This window comes from Microbacterium sp. GXF0217, assembly GCF_054798195.1.
The window spans coordinates 89,116-109,835 of record NZ_JBSJZG010000004.1; the positions used below are offsets into that span (position 1 = coordinate 89,116).

Consider the following 20,720-nt stretch of genomic DNA (forward strand, 5'->3'; position numbering starts at 1 on the left):
CTTGACTTTCCCCAAGTTGTGCACATGTGTCCCCAGCTGGGGAAACCTTAAAGCGACCATTGAGACTGAATTCCATCCACAGCCTGGGGAATCAGGAAAAACCTGATCCCAGCGTAATATTTTGGTTCATCGATGACTGTCCCACAGTGTTATCCACAGCCGTTCTACACAGACACTCCGAGGTTCTCCGCAAGCTCTCCACAGAGTTATCCACAGGCCGTGTTGCATGTGGAGAACGTCGCTTCTAGCGTTATCGAGCGACGAGATGTCCGAAGTCCGTGGTTCTCTGTGTTCAGCCCCGGACGTCGTCGCAGCGGGGCTTCCGGCCCATATGTTCACCGCACCGAAGGGAGCCCTGTGTCGATCAGTGACATCTCGGAGGAACGACTCGGTGAGCGCCGCACGCCGGAGCGGACCCCGCCTCACGATCTGCTCGCCGAACAGAGCGCGCTCGGCGGCATGCTGCTGTCGAAGGATGCTGTCGCCGACGTCATCGAGACGCTCAAGGGCGCGGATTTCTACATCCCCAAGCACGAGCTCATCTACGAAGCGATCCTGTCGCTGTACTCGCACGGCGAACCGACCGACGTCGTCGCCGTCACTGACGAGCTCATCAAGACCGGCGAGCTGAGCCGCGCCGGCGGCGCGGACTACCTGCACACGCTCACCTCGATCGTTCCGACGGCGGCCAATGCCGGCTACTACGCCGGCATCGTGTCCGAGCGTGCCATTCTGCGGCGCCTCGTCGACGCCGGCACGCGCATCGTGCAGCTCGGGTACGACGGCCAGGGTGACGCCACCGATCTCGTCAACAACGCTCAGGCCGAGATCTACTCGGTCACGGGGTCCGAGACGGCGGAGGACTACGTCCCGCTCACGGTCGCGGTGGATGCCGCGCTCGAAGAGATCGAGGCCGCGAACGGCCGCGACGGTTCGATGACCGGCATCCCGACCGGGTTCAAGGAGCTGGACGAGCTCACCAACGGCCTGCACGGCGGGCAGATGATCGTCGTCGCGGCGCGACCCGCTATGGGCAAATCGACCCTCGCCCTCGATTTCGCTCGCGCGGCATCCATCGGCCACAACATCCCGTCGATCTTCTTCTCCCTCGAAATGGGCAAGAGCGAGATCGCGATGCGTCTGCTCAGCGCCGAAGGCCAGATCCCGCTGCAGAGCATGCGCAAGGGAACGCTCGACCCGCGCGACTGGACCACGGTCGCTGCGACCCGCGGGCGGATCAACGACGCGCCGCTCTACATCGACGACAGTCCGAACATGACCCTCGTCGAGATCCGGGCGAAGTGTCGACGGCTCAAGCAGCGCGAAGGGCTGCGCATGGTCATCATCGACTATCTGCAGCTGATGACATCCGGCAAGCGTGTCGAGTCGCGCCAGCAGGAGGTCTCGGAGTTCTCACGAAGCCTCAAGCTCATCGCCAAGGAGCTGCAGGTGCCCGTGATCGCACTGAGCCAGCTGAACCGTGGCCCCGAGCAGCGGCAGGACAAGAAGCCTGCGATCAGCGACCTTCGCGAGTCGGGCTCGATCGAGCAGGATGCCGACATGGTGATCCTGCTGCACCGCGACTCGGTCTACGACAAGGACGTGCGTCCCGGCGAGGCCGACCTCATCGTCGCCAAGCACCGCAACGGTCCGACGGCGACGATCCAGGTCGCCTTCCAGGGGCACTACTCGCGTTTCGCGGACATGGCGCCTGGCGACTTCGGCGGTGGCGGCGGAGGCGACTTCCACTAGTCGCCGCGGCTGTCAGCGCCATCTGGAGCCGGGGACACGCGGAGCGGCCCCGGCCGGTGCACCGACCGGGGCCGTCGCCGACCGTCAGGAACCCGCAGCCTTGCGGATGTACTCGGTGACGCGAGGTTCGGTCTCCGGAGTGAGCGCCTTCAGCGCGAAGGACGTCACCCACAGGTCGCCGTCGTCGAGCTGCGCGGCCTCTTCGAAGCCGAGCGTCGGGTAGCGCGTCTCGAACTTCGACGCGGGCTTGAAGAAGACCACGATCTTGCCGTTCGCATCGGCGTACGAGGGGAATCCGTACCAGGTCTTCGGGAACAGATGCGGCGCGACATCCTTCACGATGCGGTCGATGCCTTCCGCGATCGCACGGTCGTCATCGGGCAGTGCGGCGACCGCTTCGCGGAGCGCCTTCTCGCCCACTTCGCGGGTCTTGCCCGCCTTCGCCTCGGCGCGCAGCTCCGCCGCGCGCTGCTTGACCGCTGCGCGTTCGTCGGCAGAGAGGCCGTCATTCTTCGTAGCCATGGGATGCTCCTTCGTCGTGGTGCTCTGGGGGTGGCGTCTGGTTCCAACCTAGGGACAGCGGAACGGCTGCACTTCTCGATTCCTGATCATGTCGCCCGGCCGTGCGGCTGAAGCAAACGCCGAGTACCGTGGCGGCATGAGCCACAGCATCCGCATCGAATACTGCACGCAATGCTCCTGGATGCCGCGGGCGACCTGGGTCGCGCAGGAACTGCTGACCACCTTCGTCGACGAGCTGCGCGGCGGAGGTGTCACGCTCGTTCCCGGCACCGGCGGAATCTTCGAGATCCATGCGGACGGTGAACGGATCTGGTCTCGCGTGGACGACGACGGCTTCCCGGACATCGTCGAGCTCAAGCGACGGGTGCGCGATCGCATCGCCCCCGATCGCGCTCTCGGCCACGCCGACCGAGCCGCGGCGAAGGCGACCGGCGACCCGGCCTGAGCCAGCACCCGGCACGAGGCGCCCGGCAGGATGGATGCAGACCGAGAGGAGCCGGCGATGGCGTGGCACTGGATAGCACCGCAGTGGGGAAGCCCCGACGTGTGGCGGTTCGAGGAGCACACGCCGCCGCACCCCGGACCGGGCGAGGTCACCATCCGTGTGCGTGCGGCCGGGGTCAACCCCGCCGACGCCAAGCATCTCGCCGCGGAGCGTCCCGGCCTCAGCCTGCCCGTGGCGATCGGCTACGAGATCTCCGGTGAGATCATCGCGATCGGCCAGGACACCGAGATCGGCTCCGGCCCGGCATCCGTCGGCGATGAGGTGCTCGCGTTCCGCATCACCGGCGGTTATGCCACCGAGCTCACCGTCCCTGCTGAGAAGGTGTTCCGAAAGCCATCGAACGTGAGCCATCCGGAGGCGGCGAACCTGCTGCTGGCCGGCACGACCGCGGCTGAGATGCTCGCGGTCACCCGGGTCACGGCGGGGGAGACGGTGCTGCTGCACGCGGCATCCGGTGCCGTCGGCGTCAGCGTCCTGCAGCAGGCGGCCCTCATCGGCGCGCGTGTGATCGGCACAGCGAGCCCCGATCGGGCGGACGACGTGCGTCGCTTCGGGGGCATCCCGATCACCTACGGAACCGGACTGGCCGACCGCATCCGTGCGGCGATGGCGGATGCCGGAGTCGACCGGATCGGCGCGGCACTGGATGCCGTGGGCACCGACGAGGCCATCGCGACGTCGCTGGAGTTCGTGCCTGACCGTGCACGCATCGTCACCATCGTCGCCGCGGCGACCGCTCGGGGGGAGGGTTTCGCGGCGATCGCGGGTTCGATGCCGGCCAGTGCGGTCTTCCGCGACGACGCGCGATCGCGGTTGATCGACCTGGCCGGACGCGGCGACCTCGTCGTGCCGGTCGCGCGGACGTACCCGCTGAGCGAGGCTCGCGAGGCGCATGCGTTCCTCCGCCAGGGGCATCCGGGTGGAGCTCTCGCGCTGATCCCGTGACGGCCTCGCGCCGCTTCGACGGGTATCCGGATGTCCGCCTCGACCTCGTCGAGGCGCGCACGCTCGGTCAGCGCATCCAGCTGCTCGAGTACGTTCCCACGGTGCTCACCGGCCGGCCCGGAGCCTGACCGCCCGTCCGCTGCTTACACGGCGATGTAGTCGAACTCCTGGAACGCGGCGACCTCTGCGACCCAGCGGTCGGCGACGAAGGCGACGTGCGACGGATGCTGGTCGTATGCCGCGAAGGCGGTCTCATCCGCGAAGTGCATCGAGAACTGGAACGTCAGATCGCTCTTCGCACTGACCTGACGGTGGATGCGGAAGTCCTCCACCCCGGGGATGGCGGTCAACGTGCGGTGCGCATCGCTCAGAAACGTCTGCTCGGCGGCGGAGCCACCGGGATGGATCAGTCGGAATGTCACGGTGTGCTGAAGGCGAGGCATGCGACCATCCTCGCATCGTCCGACATGTGGTCAGGGCCGGACGCGGACCGTGCGTCCCTCGAACGTCACCAGGTCGCCGTCGTGCAGCTGGCGACCGCGCCGGCGGTCGACCTCGCCGTTGACGCTGACGTAGCCGTCGATGATGACCTCCTTCGCGTCGCCGCCGGAATCCAGCAGTCCTGCGAACTTGAGGAACTGACCGAGTCGGATCATCTCGCCGCCGATGGGGACATCGTCGATCGGATTGGGGGAGGCCATTCCTGAATGCTAGTCGCGCTCGGGAGGGCGCACCGTCGGATCCGGCAGGATCGTCTCCACCCGGGGCTTCGCGTTCGCCTGCGCACGGCACCAGACCACGAATCCGATCGCGGTGAACACGCCGTAGAAGACGTACATGAACCCGGTCGCGTAGTAACCGGAGCTGAACAGCAGCGGCACGCCGACGACGTCGACGGCGATCCAGATCAGCCAGAACTCGGTCCAGCCCTTCGCCATGCCGTAGGTCGCCAGGAGCGAACCGACGAACGTCCAGGCATCCGCCCAGACCGGCTCCCACGAGCCGAGCGCACGGAAAACCGGTGTCAGGGCGATGGTCCCGACGATCAGGACGACGACGAGCCCCACGCGCGTGGGATTGGATGCCCAGCGCGGCGTCACCTGGCCGCCGTCGTTCGCGGCGCGGCGCCAGCGGATCCAGCCGTAGATCGCGACCGCGATGAACATGATCTGCCGCCCGGCCTGCCCGAGGAGGGCGGGCAGAGAGTGCGCCGGATCGAGGATCGACGCGAGGAACACGGTGAGCAGCAGCAGGTTGCCGACGATGCCGACCGGCCACGCCCAGACCTTGCGCCGCATGCCGCCCAGTGCGCTGGCCAGGCCGAAGACGTTGCCGATCACCTCTCGAGCGAGCAGCGTCTGCCCACCGGGCAGCACCCACTGCGACGAGAAGACGTCGACGAGCCAGCGCAGGAAATCCATCGGGTCGATTCTCTCAGGGCGGCGCGGCCCCGACGGCGCCGGCGAGCGTCTGCCCACGGTGCGTCAGACCGCTGCCGATCTCGGCGTCGCTCCCGGGACGGCGGCTAAGGCCTACAAGATGCTCGAGCAGGAGGGCCTGGTCGTCACGCGGACGGCCGCCGGGACGCGGGTCGCCGAATCGGCGGCGGTCCTGCCGAAGTCGGTCAATGGCCGCATCCGAGAGCTGGTGGACGAGGCTTCCGCGACCGGCGCGGATCGCGAGGACGTCCTCACCGTGCTGCGCCTGGTCTGGCAGGTCGAAGTCGGACGGCCGACGACTCCGTAAGCTGGAGCCATGACGAAGAATACGATCTGGACCATCCTCGGCGTCATCGTCGCGGTCGTGATCGCATGGTGGCTGGTCGGGCTGCTGTTCTCGGTGCTGTGGTTCATCGCGAAGCTCGCGATCGTCGTCGTCGTGGCAGTGATCGTGTTCCTCGTCCTGCGCGGCGTGTTCAGCAAGCGCGAAGGCTGATCACCGCCGGCGGGTGATCTGCGCCCGCAGCAGGGCGACCAGGGACGGCACCGCCGCGCCGAAGATCAGCGCCAGCACGACGCCCAGCAGCGTCTCGACGATTCGCTCCACGAATCGCGCACTCGGCGCGGTCGTCGAAGTCGACAGGAGCAGCGTGAGCACCACGAGCGTGGTGAAAGCGGGTGCCACGTACCAGCGGCTCTCCTGCATGGCGCTCATGGCGCCGACAGCGAGGGCGATCAGCAGACCGATCAGAACCCCGCTCGGCTCGAACAGGGCGAAGGCGAGCGCCGCTGCAGCACCGAGGAAGACCGATGCCGCGCGTCCCGCGCTGCGCAGGATCACCTGCCCGCGTGCCGGCCGCATCACGAGCAGGACGGTACCGGCCGCCCACCCGACGTGCTCGAGGCCGAGGACATAGCCGATCGACGCCGCGATGGCGCTGGCCAGCCCGAGCAGGATGCCGTAGCCGAGAAGGTCCGCGCCCCGTGTGGTCTGCGGCGTCGGAGGCAGACGCTCGGCGCGCTCGGGCCACAGCAGGGAGACCAGCCAGGCGTACACGGAGCCTGCGAGGATGCAGGCCGCCATCATCCAGGTCGTCGACAGCTCGGGAAAGCTCAATCCGATGCCGACCAGTGGCAGCACCAGCGCGAGCAGCAGCTGCCCGACGCGTCCCCATCGTGTGCTGAGACTGGCAGCGATCGACAGGACGAAGAGCGACACGACCGCGACCACCGGTACACGGGTCAGCGTCGAACCGAGCAGGAGCCCGAGGGCGCTGAGAACACCCACGATCGGCAGGATCATCCGACGGCTGCGTCGCGCCGGCAGCCCGAAGGCCGCGGCGGGCAGGACTCCGATCGCCAGCGCGAGCCCCGCGGTCGGTGAGAACGGCGCCACCAGGATGCCGGGAAGAGCGAACAGCACCCCGAGCACGAATCGCGACCACTGCCACGAAAGTTCGGCGGGCATCTGCATGACACCGTTATACACGGGCGGGACCGTGGACGGGGATGCCCGGGGACGGTAGCGTTCTCAGCATCCGCTGACGTTTCGGCGGGGGAGCATCATCGAAAGGTTCGCCATGGGATTCTGGTCATCGTTCTGGGACATCATCTGGTGGTTCGTCTGGGCATTCGCCTTCATCGCCTACCTGTTCGCGCTGTTCGCGATCATCGGCGATCTCTTCCGCGACAGGAAGCTGAACGGCTGGCTGAAGGCGGTCTGGGTCCTCTTCCTGATCTTCGTGCCGTTCCTGACTGCGCTGGTCTACCTGATCGCGCGCGGCAAGGGTATGGCCGAGCGCAGCGCCGCCGAGGCGCAGCAGGTCAAGAGCGCGACGGACTCGTACATCCAGCAGGTCGCGGGATCGAGCCCGTCCGAGGAGATCGCGAAGGCCAAGGCGCTGCTCGACTCCGGTGCCATCACGGCAGAGGACTTCGCACAGCTGAAGGCCAAGGCGCTCCGCTGAACCGACTGAACACCACGGAAGAGGGACGATCCGACTTCGGATCGTCCCTCTTCTCGTCCATGCGGCGGCCTCAGAAGCTCCCGATGCCCTTGCCGACCATCGAGATCCCGATCACGAGCAGCAGCACGGCCATGATGACCGCGTTCTCCTTCGTGAGCCAGTCGCGCAGCGCATCCAGTGCGTGGCTGAGCCGGTCGGCGGCGAACAGGTACCCGACCACCGGGATCAGGACGGTGGATGCCGCGACCAGCGTGTAGATCGCGATCACGCCGACGATCGATTCGGTCGACAGCGCGGCGGCCCCGATGTCCGCTCCCGCACCGGCCGCCATGATGAGGTTCTTCGGGTTCAGGGCCGACAGCAGAAACCCCAGCCCGAAGGCTCCGAAGAACGACACCTTGTCGATCGCCTGCATCCAGCCGGGCAGCTTCGGATCGTCGCCCGCTTGGGGGCGGCCGCGCCACTGCTTCAGCGCAAGCAGGAACAGCAGCGCGCCGAGGACGAGCTGAATCACGCCCTTGATGGGCTGCGAGGCATCCGCATCGCTCTCCGGGAGGACCGCCGAGAGCAAGGTGAACACGGTCACCGCGAGCACGATCCCGACCAGCCAGCCCAGCAGGAAGCCGACACTCGTCACCCGCGCCTTCGGTGAGAGCAGCATGAGGATGGCGGCGATGATCGGGATCGGGCTGATCGCCACACCGAGCGCGAGGGGGAGGATCTCTCCGATGACACCGTTCATGAGCCGTCCTTCGTATCAGCGCCGGCGAGATCGATGATCGCTGCGCGGTTGGTGACGTAGATCTTCTCGTCGTCGAGCAGGTCGAGCCGGCTCAGGCGGCGCTGCGTCTTGGGGCGCACCCGGCTGAAACCGAGGGTCAGGTCCTGGTCGGCGATCCATTGCTTCAGTGCGGTGAAGGACTCGGCGCCCGTCACATCGACGTCGGTGACGGCCTCCATATCGATGACGACGTGCTTCACCGCACCGACTCCTGCGGCGGTCACGGCATCCTTGACAGCTGTCGTGAAGACGGCGCCGTTCGCGAAGAACAGCGGTGCCGCCATGCGGATGACGATGACGCCCGGCGCGGTGACCGTACCGGCCGGCGCGTCCTCGAGCAGGGACTCGCCCGGGTCGCCGGACGACTCGAGGACGTCGATCGCCGGGTTCGCCGCGCGCTTGGCGATGTTGATGAGCGCGAGCACGAAGGCGACGAGGATGCCGGGGATCGAACCGACGAACAGTGTGACGAGGAAGCAGATCGCGCCGATCAGGAATTCGAAGCGGTCGGCCTTCCACAGCTCCCGGAACTCCCGGATGCCGAGCAGAGGGATGACCGCGACGCCCACGATCGCCCCGATCACGGGCGAGGGGATGTCGGCGAGAAGCTCGGTGCCGAACAGGAGCAGCAGCAGCGTGCCGACGGCGAGCACGAGCGACGGCAGCTGGGTGCGGGATCCGGCCTGATCCATGGCCGCCGTGCGCGAGGTGGACGAGCCGACCGAGAAGCTGCCCTGCGCGCCGGCGGCGATGTTCGCGACGCCGAACGCCATCAGATCGCGATTCGCGTGAAACGGGTACCGGTGCTTCTCGGAGTACGACCGCGACACCAGGAGTCCCTCGGCCGTCGTCACGAGCGTGAGCGCGATGGCCGAGGGGATCAGTGCCGCCCACGTGGCCCAGTCCAGCATCGGCCAGGTGAACGCCGGAGCGCCGGCCGGCACCTCGCCGAGCACCGCTACGCCCTTCTGGTCGAGGCCGGCCGCGAGGACCATGACGGTCGCGAGCACCAGGACCACGAGAGCCCAGGGCACGGCCTTCAGGTAGATGCGCCCGACGAGCAGGATCGCGACCGAGACCACTGAGATCAGCACCGACCAGCCGTTGATGGTGCCGAGGCCCGTGACGAGGCCGGTGACCTTCTCGACGAACTCGCCGCCGGACTCGATCTTCACGCCGAGCATCTTGGCGATCTGGCTGACCATGATGTCGAGTGCCAGGCCGCCGACGAAGCCGACGAGGATCGGCTTGGAGAGGAAGTTCGCGAGGAACCCCAGTTTGAAGACCGCGAGCAGCACGAACATGATGCCGCAGATGATGGCCTGTGCCATCGCGAGCGTCGCGTAGTCGGCGCTGCCGGCGGTGGCAAGCCCTCCGACGGAGGAGGCGACGAGGGCTGCCGCCGCGGCATCCGGGGACGCCACCAGCTGACGGGACGAGACCACCAGTGCGTAGATGACCGTCGGGACGATCAGGGCGTAGAGGCCGGCCGTCGGCGGCAGGCCGGCGATCTGGGCGTAGCCGATGTTCAGGGGGATCGCGATCGCGAGGAGCGTGACACCCGCGGTCAGCTCGGAAGCCAGGTTCTTCGCAGTGAGGCCGGCCAAAGGACGCTGCATCGTGGTTCCTCTCGTTCGTCCTGTCCCACATTGGCACTGCGACGTGTTCCGAGGCCAGCGCCGGGCCGGAAGATCACGCGGTAAGGATGAGGTCAGCGCATCCGCACGGTCTGCTTCAGGCGGGTCCGCACGTCGAACAGCTCGTTGCCGCCGACGATCCGCGCACCTGGGACCCCGGCGCGGAGCACGCTGCGCAGAGCACTGCGCCGGACGGCGATCACGGGGACCCTGCCGACGACGCCGAGCCGGGTGACGGGTTGGACCACGTCGTCGTCCGGCAGCACGACGATCGCACCCCCGAAGCGCACGCGGGCCGCGCGGGCGATGACGCGCATACGAGCGAGCAGTTCGCCGACCGGCATCCGATCTCCGGCTTCGGGGCCCGTGATCTCGTCGCGACGGAACCCCACCGGACCGCCGAAGTCCTCCGAGACCAGGCCGTACAGGCCGGTCGGGCTGAGCACGACGTGGTCGAGCGTCTCCTCCTCGGGGCCCGCGACGACATCGTGCCAGACCGTGAAGCCGATGCCGAGGTCGGCGATCGCGCGAGCCGTGTCCTCTTCGGCGAGGGCGTCGGCGAGCAGCAGCCGCAGCGACCACGGCGTGGAGCGCACGAAAGCCGGGGAGTACGGGTCCGCGACCTCGCCTTCGGCCCATTCGCGAACGAGAGTGAGGTAGCGCTCGCGGCGCCAGGATCCGGCCTGGCCGTAGGATGCCGTCCGCGGACGGGTGCCGGTCCGTGACGCGTCGGTGCGGCCGCCCCACTGCAGCTGCGCGCCGTCATCGTGCCCGCGGTCGTAGGCGCGGCGGGCCTCGGGCGTGCCGATCAGCTCCCACGCGCGCTGGACCTGGATGAAGTCCGCAGCATCCCCTCCGGTGTCGGGGTGCGTCTCACGCAGCCGCAGTCGATGGGCGCGGCGCAACCCGTCGTCGTCGACGTCGGGGGCGACGCCGAGCACCTCGTACGCCGACGCTGAGAGAGGGCTGTCGAACACCGGTTCAGGCTACCGATCCGCGGGCGAGTGTGTTTGCATGAGGCGGTGCGCCGGACGGCGTCGAGGGGGTGGGCGCATGTCGCGCAGGGTGGGTGTGCTGGTGTGTCTCGTGGTGCTGGTGGCGCTGGTCGGATGCGCCGGGCGCGGAGCACCGGGGGCCGATGCGACTCCGACGCCCACGCCGTCCGCCGCATGCCCGCAGATCGAGGGCGTGGAGCTTCCGCCCGAATGCGCGCCGTACGACCCGGATGCGGCGATGGCGCAGAATGAGCGCTACCGCGAGCGGATGGAGCTCCCCGAAGAAGCCGCCGCGGCGGCGCAGGAGTTCGTCGCGCCGGTGCAGGCGGGCCTGGAGGAGATTCGGGTCTCCGGGACCATCTCGATCGAGAACGTCGAGCAGGTGATCACGGATGCCGGGCTGCCTCAGCCGCAGCTTCGCTCCGGTGCGGGAGACGTCCTGTTCGGCGTCGCCGGGCCCGAAGGCGGCTGCGTCTTCGGCGCGGTCACCCCGGAAGAGGTCACGATCGAAGTGGGCGGCAACATCATGGACGGCGGCTGCCTGCCGGCCCAGTAGGCCGCTGCGCTGCGCGGGTCAGGATGCCGGTACCGGCGCGTCGTCCAGGATGAGCTGCAGGAATGCCAGATCCAGCCATTCGCCGAACTTCGTGCCGACCTGCGGCATCAGGCCGGTCTGCACGAATCCGTGCTTCTCGTGCAGGCGGATCGACCCGGTGTTACGGCTCTCGATCGCCGCGACCATGACGTGCACGCCGTGCGTGCGGGCACGCTCGATGAGGGCTGTCATCAACACGTTGCCGATGCCGCGGCCCTGCTGATCGGGGTGCACGTAGACCGAGAGCTCGACAGTGTGGCGATAGCCGCTGCGCGCGCGCCACTGACCGAACGTCGAGTAGCCGAGCACGCCGGAGTCGTCCACCGCGACGAGCACAGGGAAGCCCTGGGCCGTGCGATCCGCGAGCCACGCCGCACGGTCGGCGACGTCGACGGTCTGCTCGTCCCAGACGGCCGTGGTGTTCGCGACAGCCTCGTTGTGGATCTCGGTGATCGTGGTGAGGTCGGCGGCCTCGGCATCCCTGATATGCACGTCTTCGACGCTAGCAGGGCGGTCGGTGAGCCCGCGTACGCTGGAGTCAGGACAGATCGGGACCAAAACAGCGCCCCCCTGCGTTGTCCCGGATGACGCCGCAGCCCGCGGTGCAGACGAAGGAGCAGCGAACATGACCGACACCGGAGCCATCACCCGCACACCCGGAACCGAGACCGCCGTCCTCGCCGGCGGCTGCTTCTGGGGCATGGAGGATCTCATCCGCCGTCAGCCAGGGGTGCTCGACACCCGCGTCGGCTACACCGGCGGCGAGAACGACCACGCGACCTACCGCAACCACCCAGGTCACGCCGAGGCGGTCGAGATCGTCTTCGACCCGACCAAGACGTCGTACCGCGACATCCTGGCGTTCTTCTTCCAGATCCACGACCCGTCGACGCTGAACCGTCAGGGCAACGACGTCGGCTCGAGCTACCGGTCGACGATCTTCCCGCTCAGCTCCGAGCAGGAGCAGGTCGCACGCGACACGATCGCGGACGTCGACGCATCCGGTCTGTGGCCTGGGAAGGCCGTCACCACCATCGAGCCGGAGGGGCCGTTCTGGGAGGCCGAGCCCGAGCACCAGGACTACCTGCTGCGCATCCCCAACGGCTACACCTGTCACTTCCCGCGCGCGGGATGGGTGTTGCCGCGGCGCGAGAACGCCTGAACCACGACGATCACGGGTGACGAATCACGGACCGGGTGACGAATCACGGATCGATTCACCCGATTCGTTCGTGATTCGTCACGGCGTTCGTGATTCGTCGCCTCGCCGGGGTGTTCACGGCGTCAGACGTGCACGTCGGCGGGGGACTCGCCGCCCTCGGTGAAGGTCGGGTTCTTGCCGAGCATCCGACTGATCAGCAGGACGATCCCGACGATCGCGAGCCCGAGGATCAGGCCGGCGATCGCTGACATCAGGGTGTCGCCGAACCACACGACGAACCCGCCGAGCGGCTCGAGCAGGTGCTCGATGCCGTGCACGAAGTCGGTGATGCCGACCAACCCGACCTCGCCGAGGTTCGCCAGCACGAGGTGACCGCCGACCCAGAGCATCGCCACCGTGCCGATCACCGAGATCGCGCGGAACACCGCCGGCATCGAGCGGACGATCCGCGTGCCGGTGTGCCGCACGCGACGGTCGGGGTTCTTCGCCATCTTCAGACCGATGTCGTCGATCTTCACGAGAATCGCGACGGCGCCGTAGACGACGCCGGTCATGAGCAGCGCGATCACGGCGAGGATGCCGAGGGTCATCCAGATGCTCAGCCCGGACTCGAGGTTCGCAAGCGAGATGAGCATGATCTCGGTGGACAGGATGAGGTCGGTGCGAACGGCGCCGAACACGAGCTTGTTTTCGTCGCGGGCGCCCTCGTCCGCGTGGCCGTGGTGGAACCCGAACCATTCGAGCACCTTCTCGGAGCCTTCGAAGCACAGGTACGCACCGCCGATGATGAGCAGATACGGCAGCACCCACGGGGCGAACGCGGTCAGCAGCAGCGCGATCGGGATGATGATCACGAACTTGTTGACCAGCGAGCCGAGCGCGATCTTCAGCACGACCGGCAGCTCGCGCGCCGGCGTGATGCCCTGCACGTACTGCGGCGTGACCGCGGCGTCGTCGATCACGACGCCGGCCGCCTTGGATGATGCCTTCAGAGCCGCGCTGAGGATGTCGTCGACGACCGCGAGCAGACCAACCGACATGGAACCCCCCAAAGTGTGTCGGGTTGCCACTCTAGCGGGAGGGCGTGACAGGCTCGCGTCTCAGCATCCCCCAGGCGGAGGCGCCGACCCCTGCGGTCAGCACCGCGAGGATGCCGAGACCGAACGGGACCCCGGCGACGGTGGCCACTCCGCCGACGACGAGCGGACCGGCGGCGTCGCCCAGCTCGCGCCCGAGTACGGCGCTGCCCATGGTGCGGCCCATCCGATCCGGCCGGGTCGAAGCGGCGAGGTGCGCGAAGGCGAGCGGCGTCACGATGCCGATCGCGAACAGGTCGCGCACGGTCGCGCGGGACTTGGGCAGCGGCGGCAGATGCGGCACGCGCAGCGCGACAGCGACGGCTGCGATCACGGCGAGGACGACCAGCGCCGCGTAGACCGCCTGCAGCCCGAATGCGTAGGCGAGCCAGATGCCGAGGATCGGGCCGAGCATGTAGCCCATGCTCTTCCACGCCCCGTAGCGGCCGAAGTAGCGGCCCAGCAGCTCGGCGCTTTCGTCATGTCGTCGGCCTCACCTCCGCTCAGGTGCGGCAGCTGGCCCGCGCGCAGCACGCGTACGTCCTGTTGCAGTCAGGGCTGTCCCCGGCGGAGGCGGCCTCGACCGCCGGGTTCTCGGACCAGGCGCACCTCACCAGGTCGCTGCGGATGATCCGCGGACAGACTCCGGCCGCGATCGTGGCCGCGCATCTCTCACGCTGATGCCCGGGTCCGCCGAGATGTCTTTCTCGTTCAAGCCTCTCCGGCGCCGTGCGCGATGGGATGGTCTCATGACCGAGACTCCCGCCGGATGCGCCACCGTCAACCCCTTCCTGATCGCGAACGACGCCGAGGGTCTCATCGCCTTCGTCGCGCACGTCTTCGACGGTGTCGCACGACCCGAGGCGCGCACGGTCGACGGAGATGGCCTGCTCCTGCACGCGGAAATGCAGATCGGCGGAACCACGCTCATGTTCGCGGAGCGCAAGCCGGACTGGCCGTTTCTGCCTGCGCTGCTCCAGGTCTACGTCGACGATGTGCCGCAGGCCCTTGAGCGGGCGAAGGCGAAAGGCGCGGAGATCGTCACAGAGCCGACCGAGTTCTTCGGCGACGTCTTCTCCCGTTTCCTCGACTCGTGGGGGAACCTGTGGTGGGTCTACAGTACGGCTACTGCGACCGACGACCAGTGGCAGGCGGCGGACGGCGCCGACGAGGAGTGGGGAGCCGAAGGTGCAGACGCGGCTTGGGAGCCGACACCGGAACTGGTGTACATCCACGACACCCTCATCGCCGCGATCCCGCGCCTGAGGGAAGCGGGCGCCTGATCGCGCTCAGGCGCCGATGGTGGCGGCGTCGATGACGAAGCGGTAGCGCACGTCGGACGCCAGCACGCGATCCCAGGCCTCGTTGACCTCGGATGCCGAGACGATCTCGACCTCGGGGGCGATGCCGTGCGCGGCGCAGAAGTCCAGCATCTCCTGCGTCTCGGCGATCCCGCCGATGTTCGAGCCGGCGAACGAGCGGCGGCCGCCGATGAGCGTGCCGACGTGCAGGCTGAGCGGCTCGGCCGGCGCGCCGACGTTGACGAGCGTGCCGTCGAGCGCGAGCAGCTTCAGGTGCGCGTCGACGTCGATCGGCGCCGAGACCGTGTTGATGATGAGGTCGAACGCGCCGCGCAGTTCGCGGAACGTCTCCGGGTCGTTCGTCGCGAACGCGCGGTCGGCGCCGAGCGAGAGGGCATCGTCCTTCTTCGCGAGCGTGCGGGTGAGGACGGTGACCTCCGCCCCCATGGCGTGCGCGAGCTTGACGGCCATGTGGCCGAGCCCGCCGAGCCCGACGACCGCGACGCGGGTGTCCGCTCCGGCGTTCCAGTGCCGCAGCGGCGAGTAGGTGGTGATGCCGGCGCACAGCAGCGGTGCGGCCTTCTCGAACGGGATCTCCTCGGGCAGGCGCAGCACGAAGTCCTCGGTCACGACGACACCCGTGGAGTACCCGCCCTGCGTGATCGTGCCGTCGACGTCCTTCGCGCCGTACGTTCCGATCGCGCCGTTGAGGCAGTACTGCTCCGACCCGGCGACGCAGTTCGCGCACTCGCCGCACGAGTTCACCAGGCATCCGACGCCGACGCGGTCGCCGACCTTGTGCCTGGTGACGTCCGATCCGACCTCGGCGACGACGCCGGCGATCTCGTGCCCGACGGTCAGCGGGTAGTGCTGCGGGCCCCAGTCGCCCTTGACCGTGTGGATGTCGGAATGGCAGATCCCGGCCCAGCGGATGTCGATGCGCACGTCGTGCGGTCCGACGTCGCGGCGCTCGACGGTGCCGGGGGTGAGACGGTCGGTGGCTGAGGGCGCGACGATCGCGGCAACACTGGTGGGCATAGGAAGAGCGTACGCCGCAATTCGTGCTCGACGCGCTCGAATCGATTCGATACAATCGGAGGTCGCACCTCTGCGTGTGCCGACCCGTTCTGCCCCGTTCTGTTCCGCCCTCTCCTGCCTGTCGAGCGACTGTGTCCACTTCCCTCACCACTGGCGCGCCCTGGCGCGTCATCCTCGCCTTCTCCGTGCCGCTGCTGATCGGCAACGTCGTCCAGCAGCTGTACCAGTTCGTCGACACCATCGTCGTCGGGCGACAGCTCGGCGTCGACGCGCTCGCCGCCGTCGGCGCCACCGGCAGCCTGCTGTTCCTGCTGCTCGGTTTCGCGTGGGGCCTGACGAGCGGCTTCGCGATCCCGACCGCGCAGGCCTTCGGTGCGGGCGATGCCAGGGCGGTGCGCCGTTCGGTCGCCACCGGCACGATCCTCACCGGCGCGATGAGCATCGTGCTCACGGTCGCGGCTCCCCTGCTCGCGGAGCCGGCGCTCACGGCTCTGCGCACGCCGCCGGAGCTCATGGACGACGCAGTGGTCTTCGCGCAGGTGAGCTTCCTCGGTGCGGCAGCCACCATGTTCTTCAACTACCTCGCCGCGATCATCCGCGCGATCGGCGACTCCCGCACACCGCTGTGGTTCCTCACCCTCGCGTGCGTGCTGAACGTGGGGCTCGTCATCCTCATGGTCGGCCCTCTCGGCTGGGGCGTCGCCGGCGCCGCACTGGCGACCGTCGTCGCTCAGGCCGTCTCGGTCGCGCTGTGCCTGGAGTACCTGCGCCGGCGCCTGCACGAGCTGCACGTCAAGCGGGCCGACTGGCGCGTCACTCGCGCCGAGATCTGGGAGCACCTGCGTCTCGGCCTGCCGATGGGCTTCCAGGCGTCGATCATCGCGATCGGCACGCTGGCCGTGCAGGTCGCGCTCAACGAGCTCGGATCGGATGCTGTCGCGGCCTGGACCGCCGGATCCCGCGTCGACAGCCTCGCGACCGCGCTGCTCGCGTCCCTCGGGCTTGCGACCAGCATGTACGTCGCGCAGAACGTCGGCGCGGGGCGCCCCGACCGGATCCGCCGCGGCGTCGTGCAGGCGACCTGGATCGCCGTCATCGGCTCCGTCCTCCTCGGCGTCCTCCTCATCGTCACGGGCGCCTCGATCGTCGAGGTATTCGTAGGCGACAGCGCCCCCGTGGTCGTCGATCTCGCCCACCAGATGCTCATCATCAACGCATCCTGCTACGTGATCCTCGGCGTGCTTTTCGTGCTGCGCGGCGCCCTGCAGGGCCTCGGCCACGCCATGATCCCCACGGTCACCGGCGTCGTCGAACTCGTCGCCCGCGTGGTCGCGGCCGTCGTGCTCGGCTCGCTGTGGGGCTTCGCCGGCGTCGCCTGGAGCAACCCGCTCGCCTGGCTCGGCGCCGTCGTGATCCTCATCCCGGCCTACGTGCGCGAGCACCGCCGACTGGCGCGGATGCCGATCACCTCGACCGTGCTCACCGAGACGACGCCGATTCCGCTGGTCGGCCCGACGAACAGCTCGCTCGTGGTGGATGCCGTCGTCACCTCGCCGATCACGCTGCCCGGCGCGATCAACCCTCCGCGAGGAAGGCGAGGGCGGCTTCGCGGAAGACGCGGGAACCGGGTGCGTTGAAGTGATGCCGGTCGGGGATCTCGAGGAACCGGCCGTTCGGCGCCGCGGAGGCCAGGTGGCGTGAGCCCTCGATGATCGCGTCCTGCGATCCGGTCGCGAACAGCACCGGCTGATGCGGGGCATCCGCCGTGTCCGGGTCGATCGTGCGCGAAGCGCGCATACCGGACGCGAGCGCGAGCAGCGCGTTCAGATCGTTGCCTGGGACGCGCTCGGTCAGCGCGATGTAGTTCTGCGTCGCCTGGTCGGTCACCGGCGTGCCGTCCTCGATGTGCGCGCGCACCTGGTCGAGGTCCAGACGCGCGAGGGGGATGCCCTCCGGCACGCCGCCCAGCACGACACGGGTGATGCGCGCCGGCAGATCGACCGCGACCTGCCAGCCGACGCGGGCGCCGAGTGAGTAGCCGACGTACTGCGCCTCCTCGACGAGATAGGTGTCGAGCACGGTCTCCAGATCCGACGCCAGCGCGCGGATGTCGTAGCCCTCCGGCTCGTGCGGCTTGTCGCTCAGGCCGTGCCCGCGCTGGTCGACGCCGAGGACGAAGTAGCCGGCCTGCTCCAGCATCCTCGTCCAGCCGGTCAGCACCCAGTTGTCGCGCGTGCTGGAGGCGAAGCCGTGCACGATCACGACGGCCGGAGCATCCGGATCGCCCCACGCGTAGGTCGCCAGGCGCACGCCTTCGCCGACGATGACCATCTGCGGGTCCGCCATCCGATTCAGTTCTGCGAGAGGTATGGCCACCCATCCATCATGGCCCGGGTGGATCGGGTGCCGTGCGCGAAAGATGCTTTCACTCCCCACGCATCAGGTGAACGAACCATTCACCTGATGTTGGCATCGTCGTCATCCGGCCGCCCTAGCGTGGCCGGGTCGCGCACGCGGCGTCCCTCAGAGACTTGGAGCCCAGGATGAAACTCGTCCAGATCACCGATACGCACGTCAGCCACTTGGGCGGCAGCCCGTCGACGAACGCCACGCGTTTCGTCGAGTTCATCAATGCGCTGGAACCGGACGTCGTCGTCCGCACCGGCGACGTGACGATCCTGGACCCGGACGTGGATCAGGACCGCGTCGCCGCCAAGGAGATCCTCGCGGGCATCACGCTCTGACCCTCTCCGCCACCGCCCGCCTCGTGGCGCCGTTCACCGCGGTGCCGCGAGACGGGCACCGACACGTGATAGACCGAAACCCATGAATGCGCGAAACGCCGAGCCGCCGATCGGCGGCACCATCGACCACATCCTCTCCGTGCTGCCCTCGCTCATCCCGAGCGCGCAGCGGGTGGCACGCATCTGCGCAGAGCGCCCGGAGGAGGTCGTGGAGATGTCGGGCGCCGATCTCGCCGCGGCCGCCGAGACGTCGCCGCCGACCGTGACCCGCACCTGCCAGGCGCTCGGCTTCCAGGGATTCCAGCAGCTGCGGATGCTGTTGGTGCGCGACCTCGGGGCGGCGGCGCGCGCGACGCGCTCGCATGAGTCGGGCACGGCCGGGTGGCTGCAGGGCATCGCCGACGGCGCCGGTGAGATCCTGCGCACCTCGCTCGCCTCGGTGGACACGGCCGCCTTCGAGGCCGCGGCCGATGCGATCGTCGTCGCACCCCGCGTGCTGCTCGTCGGCACCGGTGCGTCCGGACCGGCCGCGCAGTCGATCGCGCTCAAGCTCACGATGAACGGCCGCCCCTGCGAGGCGCCCGTCGACGGCGTCGCCCAGCAGCTCACCGCACGCGTGCTGCGTTCCGGCGACGTGTGCGTCGTGGTCAGCTCCTCCGGCGCCAACGCCGTCACTCTCGCGGCCGCCGCGGCGGCCAGGGAGGCCGGCGCCACCGTCGTCGGCGTGACCAGCTTCTCGCGCTCCGCGCTCGCCGAGTACACCGACATCCTGCTCGTCGCCGGAGCCCGGTTCCAGAGCTGGGACCAGGGGGCGGTCGGTGCCGGCCTCGTGCAGTACCTGCTGCTGTCCGTCCTGCAGCTTGCCGTCGCGGATCGCATGGACGGAGACGACGCCGAGCGCGCCCGCGGAGCGATCAGGGACGAGCTCGGGGCGATCGTCGCCGAGCCGGCCGGCCACGGGTCATAACGTTTCCCGTCGTACCGGATGCCGTTGGCCTGACGTTCTTCAGTAATTCACTTTCACGGTTCAAAGTGCTCAAGTAAGCGAATTCCACGGGAGGGTCCCGCGAGACAGTTCGCCTACAGGAGGCGAACCGATGGGCACCATTCAGCTCCGCGGGATCGGCCGCAGCTTCAAGAGCACCGCAGCGGTCCGGGACATCACACTCACCGTCGATGACGGCGACTTCCTCGTCCTGCTCGGCCCATCCGGCTGCGGCAAGACGACCCTGCTGCGCATGATCGCCGGTCTTCTCGAGCCCACGACCGGCCGCATCCTGCTCGACGGACAGGACATCACCGAGGTGCCGTCGAAGAAGCGCGACCTGGCGATGGTCTTCCAGAGCTACGCCCTCTACCCGCACCTCAGCGTCCGCAAGAACCTCGCCTTCCCGCTGCGCGTGCAGAAGCTCGCGAAGGACGAGATCGAGCGCCGCGTGCAGGAGGTGGCCGTCTCGCTGGAGATCGATCAGTACCTCGACCGCAAGCCCAAGGAGCTCTCCGGCGGGCAGCGCCAGCGCGTTGCGGTCGGGCGTGCACTCGTGCGCAACCCGAAGGCCTTCCTCATGGACGAGCCGCTCTCGAACCTCGACGCCAAGCTGCGCACGCAGACCCGCCAGGAGCTCACCGCCCTGCACCGCAGGCTCGGCGCCACCTTCGTCTACGTCACGCACGACCAGGTCGAGGCGATGACGATGGCGACGAAGATCGTCGTGCTCAACGCCGGCCGCATCGAGCAGTACGGCACGCCGGAGGAGCTCTACGACCGGCCGGAGTCGGTCTTCGTCGCCGGCTTCCTCGGCAGCCCGGCGATGAACCTGCTCGACGCCCGCATCACGAGCGACGCCGGGCGCATCGCGGTGAGCGCCGATGGCCTCGCCGGTGACCTGTGGTCCGGCGAGACGGAGCCGCTCGACATCGTGCTGGGCCTGCGTCCGGAGCACCTCCAGATCGTGGACGGCCCCGGGTACACCGGCGTTCATGTCGCTGTGACGGTCGACATCGTCGAGAACCTCGGCGGCGAGCAGATCCTCACCTGCTCCACGGGCGCAGGGCGCCTGCAGGTGCGGACCTCGCGCGAAGTGAGCGTCTCCGACGGCGACGAGCTCACGCTGCGCGTGGCACCCGAACACGTCCACCTCTTCGAGCGCGCCACCGGCCGCCGTCTGGAGTGGGTGCCTGACGCCGTCCCGGCCGTCGACGACGTCCACTCCGACGACCGCATTCTCGTTCCCTGACCCCTCGCACCGAACCCTAAGAGA

The 20,720-nt window shown here is 68.6% G+C and carries 28 protein-coding genes; 15 read left to right on the forward strand and 13 right to left on the reverse strand.

Features of this window, described 5'->3' with window-relative positions; all coding sequences use genetic code 11:
• The first annotated feature begins 357 nt into the window (after positions 1 to 357).
• Positions 358 to 1,752, forward strand: coding sequence for a replicative DNA helicase (gene dnaB, locus ACWAT3_RS09505; protein ID WP_460797896.1), 1,395 nt, complete (start codon positions 358 to 360; stop codon positions 1,750 to 1,752).
• 84 nt (positions 1,753 to 1,836) lie between these two features.
• Here dnaB and ACWAT3_RS09510 read toward each other — a convergent pair whose 3' ends face one another.
• The gene (locus tag ACWAT3_RS09510) at positions 1,837 to 2,274 is read right to left on the reverse strand and encodes a hypothetical protein (RefSeq protein ID WP_460797898.1); all 438 of its coding nucleotides are present in this window, start codon (positions 2,272 to 2,274) and stop codon (positions 1,837 to 1,839) included.
• A gap of 136 nt (positions 2,275 to 2,410) precedes the next feature.
• On the opposite strand from ACWAT3_RS09510, the gene ACWAT3_RS09515 reads away from it, so the two are divergent.
• From ACWAT3_RS09515 to ACWAT3_RS09525, 3 genes are read left to right on the forward strand one after another with little or no spacing between them, the layout of a single operon-like run.
• The gene (locus ACWAT3_RS09515) at positions 2,411 to 2,719 is read left to right on the forward strand and encodes an Rdx family protein (RefSeq protein WP_460797899.1); all 309 of its coding nucleotides are present in this window, start codon (positions 2,411 to 2,413) and stop codon (positions 2,717 to 2,719) included.
• Between the two features lie 30 nt (positions 2,720 to 2,749).
• The gene (locus tag ACWAT3_RS09520) at positions 2,750 to 3,724 is read left to right on the forward strand and encodes a quinone oxidoreductase family protein (protein ID WP_460797901.1); all 975 of its coding nucleotides are present in this window, start codon (positions 2,750 to 2,752) and stop codon (positions 3,722 to 3,724) included.
• Positions 3,721 to 3,852: a hypothetical protein gene (locus tag ACWAT3_RS09525; protein WP_460797902.1), complete on the forward strand. Its 132-nt coding sequence runs from the start codon at positions 3,721 to 3,723 to the stop codon at positions 3,850 to 3,852. The genes ACWAT3_RS09520 and ACWAT3_RS09525 overlap by 4 nt, the downstream gene beginning before the upstream one ends.
• Before the next feature lie 15 nt (positions 3,853 to 3,867).
• Here the strand turns inward: ACWAT3_RS09525 and ACWAT3_RS09530 are convergent, their stop codons facing one another.
• From ACWAT3_RS09530 to pnuC, 3 genes are read right to left on the reverse strand one after another with little or no spacing between them, the layout of a single operon-like run.
• Positions 3,868 to 4,167 carry a Dabb family protein gene (locus ACWAT3_RS09530; RefSeq protein ID WP_460797904.1) on the reverse strand — a complete coding sequence of 100 codons (300 nt, stop codon included), beginning with the start codon at positions 4,165 to 4,167 and terminating at the stop codon, positions 3,868 to 3,870.
• Positions 4,168 to 4,197: 30 nt separating this feature from the next.
• Positions 4,198 to 4,425, reverse strand: coding sequence for an RNA-binding S4 domain-containing protein (locus ACWAT3_RS09535; RefSeq protein ID WP_460797906.1), 228 nt, complete (start codon positions 4,423 to 4,425; stop codon positions 4,198 to 4,200).
• A 9-nt stretch (positions 4,426 to 4,434) separates the two neighbouring features.
• The gene (gene pnuC / locus ACWAT3_RS09540; RefSeq protein WP_460797908.1) at positions 4,435 to 5,145 is read right to left on the reverse strand and encodes a nicotinamide riboside transporter PnuC; all 711 of its coding nucleotides are present in this window, start codon (positions 5,143 to 5,145) and stop codon (positions 4,435 to 4,437) included.
• Between the two features lie 58 nt (positions 5,146 to 5,203).
• Here pnuC and ACWAT3_RS09545 point away from each other — a divergent pair, with 58 nt between their 5' ends.
• Positions 5,204 to 5,470 carry a GntR family transcriptional regulator gene (locus ACWAT3_RS09545; RefSeq protein WP_460797910.1) on the forward strand — a complete coding sequence of 89 codons (267 nt, stop codon included), beginning with the start codon at positions 5,204 to 5,206 and terminating at the stop codon, positions 5,468 to 5,470.
• A 9-nt stretch (positions 5,471 to 5,479) separates the two neighbouring features.
• A complete protein-coding gene (locus ACWAT3_RS09550; RefSeq protein WP_460797913.1) occupies positions 5,480 to 5,659 on the forward strand; it encodes a hypothetical protein in 180 nt (59 codons plus the stop codon).
• Here the strand turns inward: ACWAT3_RS09550 and ACWAT3_RS09555 are convergent, their stop codons facing one another.
• Complete coding sequence (locus ACWAT3_RS09555) at positions 5,660 to 6,637, reverse strand: FUSC family protein (protein ID WP_460797915.1); 978 nt, start codon at positions 6,635 to 6,637, stop codon at positions 5,660 to 5,662.
• A gap of 106 nt (positions 6,638 to 6,743) precedes the next feature.
• Between ACWAT3_RS09555 and ACWAT3_RS09560 the strand changes: the two genes are divergently transcribed.
• On the forward strand, positions 6,744 to 7,130 hold the full coding sequence (locus ACWAT3_RS09560; RefSeq protein ID WP_460797916.1) for an SHOCT domain-containing protein: 387 nt from the start codon (positions 6,744 to 6,746) through the stop codon (positions 7,128 to 7,130).
• Between the two features lie 70 nt (positions 7,131 to 7,200).
• On the opposite strand, the gene ACWAT3_RS09565 is transcribed toward ACWAT3_RS09560, so the two are convergent.
• The 3 genes from ACWAT3_RS09565 to ACWAT3_RS09575 all read right to left on the reverse strand — a co-directional run bounded on the left by ACWAT3_RS09565 (position 7,201) and on the right by ACWAT3_RS09575 (position 10,525).
• On the reverse strand, positions 7,201 to 7,872 hold the full coding sequence (locus ACWAT3_RS09565) for a GAP family protein (protein ID WP_460797918.1): 672 nt from the start codon (positions 7,870 to 7,872) through the stop codon (positions 7,201 to 7,203).
• Entirely contained in the window at positions 7,869 to 9,530 is a 1,662-nt protein-coding gene (locus ACWAT3_RS09570) for a SulP family inorganic anion transporter (protein ID WP_460797919.1), read from the reverse strand. Before ACWAT3_RS09570 ends, ACWAT3_RS09565 begins: the two co-directional genes overlap by 4 nt.
• A 92-nt stretch (positions 9,531 to 9,622) precedes the next feature.
• A complete protein-coding gene (locus tag ACWAT3_RS09575) occupies positions 9,623 to 10,525 on the reverse strand; it encodes a DnaJ domain-containing protein (protein WP_460797921.1) in 903 nt (300 codons plus the stop codon).
• 76 nt (positions 10,526 to 10,601) lie between these two features.
• On the opposite strand from ACWAT3_RS09575, the gene ACWAT3_RS09580 reads away from it, so the two are divergent.
• Positions 10,602 to 11,099, forward strand: coding sequence for a hypothetical protein (locus ACWAT3_RS09580; protein WP_460797922.1), 498 nt, complete (start codon positions 10,602 to 10,604; stop codon positions 11,097 to 11,099).
• An 18-nt stretch (positions 11,100 to 11,117) separates the two neighbouring features.
• Here the strand turns inward: ACWAT3_RS09580 and ACWAT3_RS09585 are convergent, their stop codons facing one another.
• Positions 11,118 to 11,630 (reverse strand): GNAT family N-acetyltransferase, encoded by a 513-nt coding sequence (locus tag ACWAT3_RS09585; protein WP_460797924.1) that lies wholly within the window; start codon positions 11,628 to 11,630, stop codon positions 11,118 to 11,120.
• A gap of 133 nt (positions 11,631 to 11,763) precedes the next feature.
• On the opposite strand from ACWAT3_RS09585, the gene msrA reads away from it, so the two are divergent.
• Positions 11,764 to 12,300 (forward strand): peptide-methionine (S)-S-oxide reductase MsrA, encoded by a 537-nt coding sequence (gene msrA / locus ACWAT3_RS09590; protein WP_460797926.1) that lies wholly within the window; start codon positions 11,764 to 11,766, stop codon positions 12,298 to 12,300.
• Positions 12,301 to 12,422: 122 nt separating this feature from the next.
• On the opposite strand, the gene ACWAT3_RS09595 is transcribed toward msrA, so the two are convergent.
• Positions 12,423 to 13,340, reverse strand: a complete 918-nt coding sequence (locus tag ACWAT3_RS09595) for a DUF808 domain-containing protein (protein WP_460797928.1) — start codon at positions 13,338 to 13,340, stop codon at positions 12,423 to 12,425.
• 31 nt (positions 13,341 to 13,371) lie between these two features.
• Positions 13,372 to 13,842, reverse strand: a complete 471-nt coding sequence (locus ACWAT3_RS09600) for an MFS transporter (RefSeq protein ID WP_460798563.1) — start codon at positions 13,840 to 13,842, stop codon at positions 13,372 to 13,374.
• A gap of 41 nt (positions 13,843 to 13,883) precedes the next feature.
• Here ACWAT3_RS09600 and ACWAT3_RS09605 point away from each other — a divergent pair, with 41 nt between their 5' ends.
• On the forward strand, positions 13,884 to 14,057 hold the full coding sequence (locus tag ACWAT3_RS09605; RefSeq protein ID WP_460797930.1) for a helix-turn-helix domain-containing protein: 174 nt from the start codon (positions 13,884 to 13,886) through the stop codon (positions 14,055 to 14,057).
• A 68-nt stretch (positions 14,058 to 14,125) separates the two neighbouring features.
• Positions 14,126 to 14,659: a VOC family protein gene (locus tag ACWAT3_RS09610; RefSeq protein WP_460797932.1), complete on the forward strand. Its 534-nt coding sequence runs from the start codon at positions 14,126 to 14,128 to the stop codon at positions 14,657 to 14,659.
• Positions 14,660 to 14,665: 6 nt separating this feature from the next.
• On the opposite strand, the gene ACWAT3_RS09615 is transcribed toward ACWAT3_RS09610, so the two are convergent.
• The gene (locus ACWAT3_RS09615) at positions 14,666 to 15,715 is read right to left on the reverse strand and encodes an NAD(P)-dependent alcohol dehydrogenase (protein WP_460797934.1); all 1,050 of its coding nucleotides are present in this window, start codon (positions 15,713 to 15,715) and stop codon (positions 14,666 to 14,668) included.
• A gap of 131 nt (positions 15,716 to 15,846) precedes the next feature.
• Between ACWAT3_RS09615 and ACWAT3_RS09620 the strand changes: the two genes are divergently transcribed.
• Complete coding sequence (locus tag ACWAT3_RS09620; RefSeq protein ID WP_460797935.1) at positions 15,847 to 17,352, forward strand: MATE family efflux transporter; 1,506 nt, start codon at positions 15,847 to 15,849, stop codon at positions 17,350 to 17,352.
• Here ACWAT3_RS09620 and ACWAT3_RS09625 read toward each other — a convergent pair.
• Entirely contained in the window at positions 17,291 to 18,061 is a 771-nt protein-coding gene (locus tag ACWAT3_RS09625; protein WP_460798565.1) for an alpha/beta fold hydrolase, read from the reverse strand. The genes ACWAT3_RS09620 and ACWAT3_RS09625 overlap by 62 nt on opposite strands.
• A 197-nt stretch (positions 18,062 to 18,258) precedes the next feature.
• Between ACWAT3_RS09625 and ACWAT3_RS09630 the strand changes: the two genes are divergently transcribed.
• The 3 genes from ACWAT3_RS09630 (at position 18,259) to ACWAT3_RS09640 (ending at position 20,696) form a co-directional block, all read left to right on the forward strand.
• Entirely contained in the window at positions 18,259 to 18,459 is a 201-nt protein-coding gene (locus tag ACWAT3_RS09630; protein ID WP_460797937.1) for a hypothetical protein, read from the forward strand.
• Between the two features lie 82 nt (positions 18,460 to 18,541).
• Positions 18,542 to 19,426 (forward strand): MurR/RpiR family transcriptional regulator, encoded by an 885-nt coding sequence (locus tag ACWAT3_RS09635; protein ID WP_460797938.1) that lies wholly within the window; start codon positions 18,542 to 18,544, stop codon positions 19,424 to 19,426.
• Positions 19,427 to 19,556: 130 nt separating this feature from the next.
• Positions 19,557 to 20,696 (forward strand): ABC transporter ATP-binding protein, encoded by a 1,140-nt coding sequence (locus ACWAT3_RS09640; RefSeq protein WP_460797940.1) that lies wholly within the window; start codon positions 19,557 to 19,559, stop codon positions 20,694 to 20,696.
• Positions 20,697 to 20,720 lie beyond the last annotated feature (24 nt).